Origin of the sequence: Streptomyces sp. NPDC058307 (assembly GCF_042880295.1) — a bacterium.
In the GTDB taxonomy this organism is placed as follows: domain Bacteria; phylum Actinomycetota; class Actinomycetes; order Streptomycetales; family Streptomycetaceae; genus Streptomyces.
In genome coordinates, this window is the sequence record NZ_JBHVYZ010000156.1 from 1 (window position 1) to 2,649 (window position 2,649).

General features: G+C 72.1%; 2 protein-coding genes and 1 pseudogene. 1 reads left to right on the forward strand and 2 read right to left on the reverse strand.

Going from position 1 to position 2,649, the window contains the following annotated elements:
• The coding region (locus ACFVYN_RS41210; RefSeq protein WP_390008031.1) for a GAF domain-containing protein at positions 1–556 on the reverse strand (556 nt) is incomplete at its 3' end.
• A 167-nt stretch (positions 557–723) separates the two neighbouring features.
• On the opposite strand from ACFVYN_RS41210, the pseudogene ACFVYN_RS41215 reads away from it, so the two are divergent.
• Positions 724–852: pseudogene (locus tag ACFVYN_RS41215) on the forward strand (ANTAR domain-containing protein); the annotation flags it as partial.
• A gap of 203 nt (positions 853–1,055) precedes the next feature.
• On the opposite strand, the gene ACFVYN_RS41220 reads toward ACFVYN_RS41215, so the two are convergent.
• Positions 1,056–2,327, reverse strand: coding sequence for a cytochrome P450 (locus ACFVYN_RS41220; RefSeq protein WP_390008033.1), 1,272 nt, complete (start codon positions 2,325–2,327; stop codon positions 1,056–1,058).
• Between the last annotated feature and the right edge of the window lie 322 nt (positions 2,328–2,649).

The window sequence follows — 2,649 nt, forward strand, 5'->3', positions numbered from 1 at the left end:
CCGCGGATCCCCGGTCCAGAGCCAGCACCGCCAACGTCACCGCGTCAGCGACCAGAAGCATGGTCCGCACATGATCGCTGCTCAGCGAGCCCGGCGTGCCCCGGTACAGGTCAAGGGTGCCCAGCGCGCTCCCGGCAGCCATCAGCGGGGCCGAGAAGACCGCCCGTGCCCCCGTCCTGGCGGCTTGAACGGCGAACAGTGGCCAGCGGTCGGCATCGGGAGCACGGGTCAGATCCGTCGCGAACACGGGGGCACGCAGGCGAGTCGCCTCCCGGCACGGTCCCTCGCCGAGGGTGTACTGGATCTCCGCCAGGTGCGCGGAGACGTCGTTGCCGGCGCACAGCACCACGCCGTTGTCCGCGTTGTCGCCGAGCACCGACACCGAGAGCCCCAGGCCCGTCGGAAGCAGTTCGACACATGCCCGGCACAGTGCGTCCGGCACGTCCTGCGGAGGCAGTCCGCGCACCCCGGCGAGGAGCCGTTGCGCGATGCGGGCACGCTCGACGTCCGTCTCCTCCCCGGCGTCCCCACCGCCCAGCGGATCGGTGCCGGACATGGCCGTCACCTCCCCGCAGTCGCAGCGCACGAACGGCCTCGTACGATCTTTGCACGAGTGGCCGAGGTGGGTAGCAGGGAAGTGTCGTCCTCAACGACCCGGTGCCGGCGGTCGCCACCGAGAACCCACCCCTTCCACGGCGTGATCACGATGACTCAGCAGCGAGGATGAAGGCGCACCTCGAAGGCGAGGTCTGCCGACTACGCCATGCCCTCACCTCCCAGGCCGTGGTGGACCAGGCGATCGGCGTGATCATCGCGTTCGGCGCCCTCTCTCCCGAACAGGGCCGGAGCGTCCTGGAGCAGGTGTCCCGGCACACCGGCACCGAGCCGCGGGTGATCGCCGAGCACGTGGTGCGGTGGGCGCAGACAAGGACGTCCCCGGCGACGTCGACCGGGCCCTGCGCAGGGCGATCGTCCAGGCGCGTGCGAGTGGGTGCGCGTGACCCCGGCGCCTCACGCCGCCCTTCCGGGCGCACGCGAGTCCCGCCGCAGGGGCGTCACCCGACTGGCAGCGGACGTTCACTCGGCACTCGTACGTCCTGTACGGCGAAGCCGCTTCGCACCCTCGCCGGGATGCGCCGCAGGGAGATCCTCAGGTCCTGGTCGGGGACGGTGTACTCGAGGCGGGCGAGGCGGATCGCGAGGGCTTCGAGCAGCCCGATGGTGATGCCCTCGCCGGGGCAGCGGTGTCCGGTGCGCGGCTCGCCCCCGCCCTGCGGGATCAGTTCGTCGCGCTGGACCGGGTGTTCGAGGAACCGCTGCGGCCGGAAGACGTACGGATCGCCCCACAGCTTCTCGTCGTGGTTCTGCCCGAAGACGTCGAGCAGCACCATCCCGTCGGTCGGCACCGACACGCCTCGCCAGGTCAGGTCACGGACGGCGAGGCCGCCGAGGAACGGGGCGAACGGATAGAAACGGCGTACCTCGTGCACGAACGCGGCGGCGTAGGCGGTGTCGCCGTCGCGCAGCCGTTCGCGCTGGACGGGCTGCAGATGCAGGGCGTGCGCCGTGTACGCGGCGAACCAGCAGACCGCGACGGTGGGGCGGATGACGTTCAGCAGCTCGACGGCGGCCGTGTGGGGGTGGAGCGGTTCGCCTCCGGCCTCGCGGTGCGCACACACGGCGGCGAGCACCGATCCCTCAGGGGCGTCGGCGCGGCCCGAGCGGACGTCCTCGACCAGCCGGGCGAAACGGTCCTCCTGGCGGCTTCGGGCCCGCCGTGCCCGCCAGTGACGTGGTCCCGCGGTGGCGAAACCGTCCACCATGGCGACCAGGTCGCCGGCGAGGTCCTCCGCCTCCGCGGTGTCCTCGTCGAGCGGAACGCCCGCCCAGCGGCACACGCCGCGGGTGAGCACCACGCTCGACGCGTCGAAGAGCACGACCTGTTCGGCCCCGCTCCATTCCCGTACCGCGTCGTCCCAGGCGGTGGTGACGTGTTCGACGAGGCCGGCGATCCGGTCGGGGTGGAGCAGCGGCAGGAAGAACTCCTTGCGGGCGCGGTGCGCGGTGCCGTCGAGGGTGTGGACGGCGTCATGGCCGAACAAGGTGCTCAGCACGGGCTCCGGCAGCGCGCCGCCGCGGCGCACGTTGTCTTCGTCGTAGAAGAACCGCACCGCGTCCGGCCCCCGCACCACGAGCGCGGGCTTGCCCATCACACGGGTGCGCGTCACGCCGTCGGGGCGCTCACCCAGGAGGCCGGGCAGCCAGGAGTAACCCTGGACGAGCGCCGGAAGCGAACGGTCGATCACAGGCGAGGTGGGCATCTTCATGGGCGCCGGGTGCCCACGCTCGGGGACTGAACACGTGCGGCTGCCCGCGCGTGGCGCACTGTGATCTCACCGGGAGCGCCGGTGTGCCGACACGGATGCCGTCATCCGTGTCGCCCTGGTCAGGAACGTTTCGGCCGAAGGCCTTCGGGGACCCGGGAGGCGGAGGCCGCGTCGCATGCGGGTTCGGCTATGAGCCGGCGTTCAATTCGTCCGCCACTGTGTCGGGCGGGCGCGCTCGCGGCCCGCCCCGCCAGTTTTTGCATGGCCCGGTCGGCGTGCCGGCGGGCCCCCCCCTCCAGAAACCCCACCACAACCACCGCCC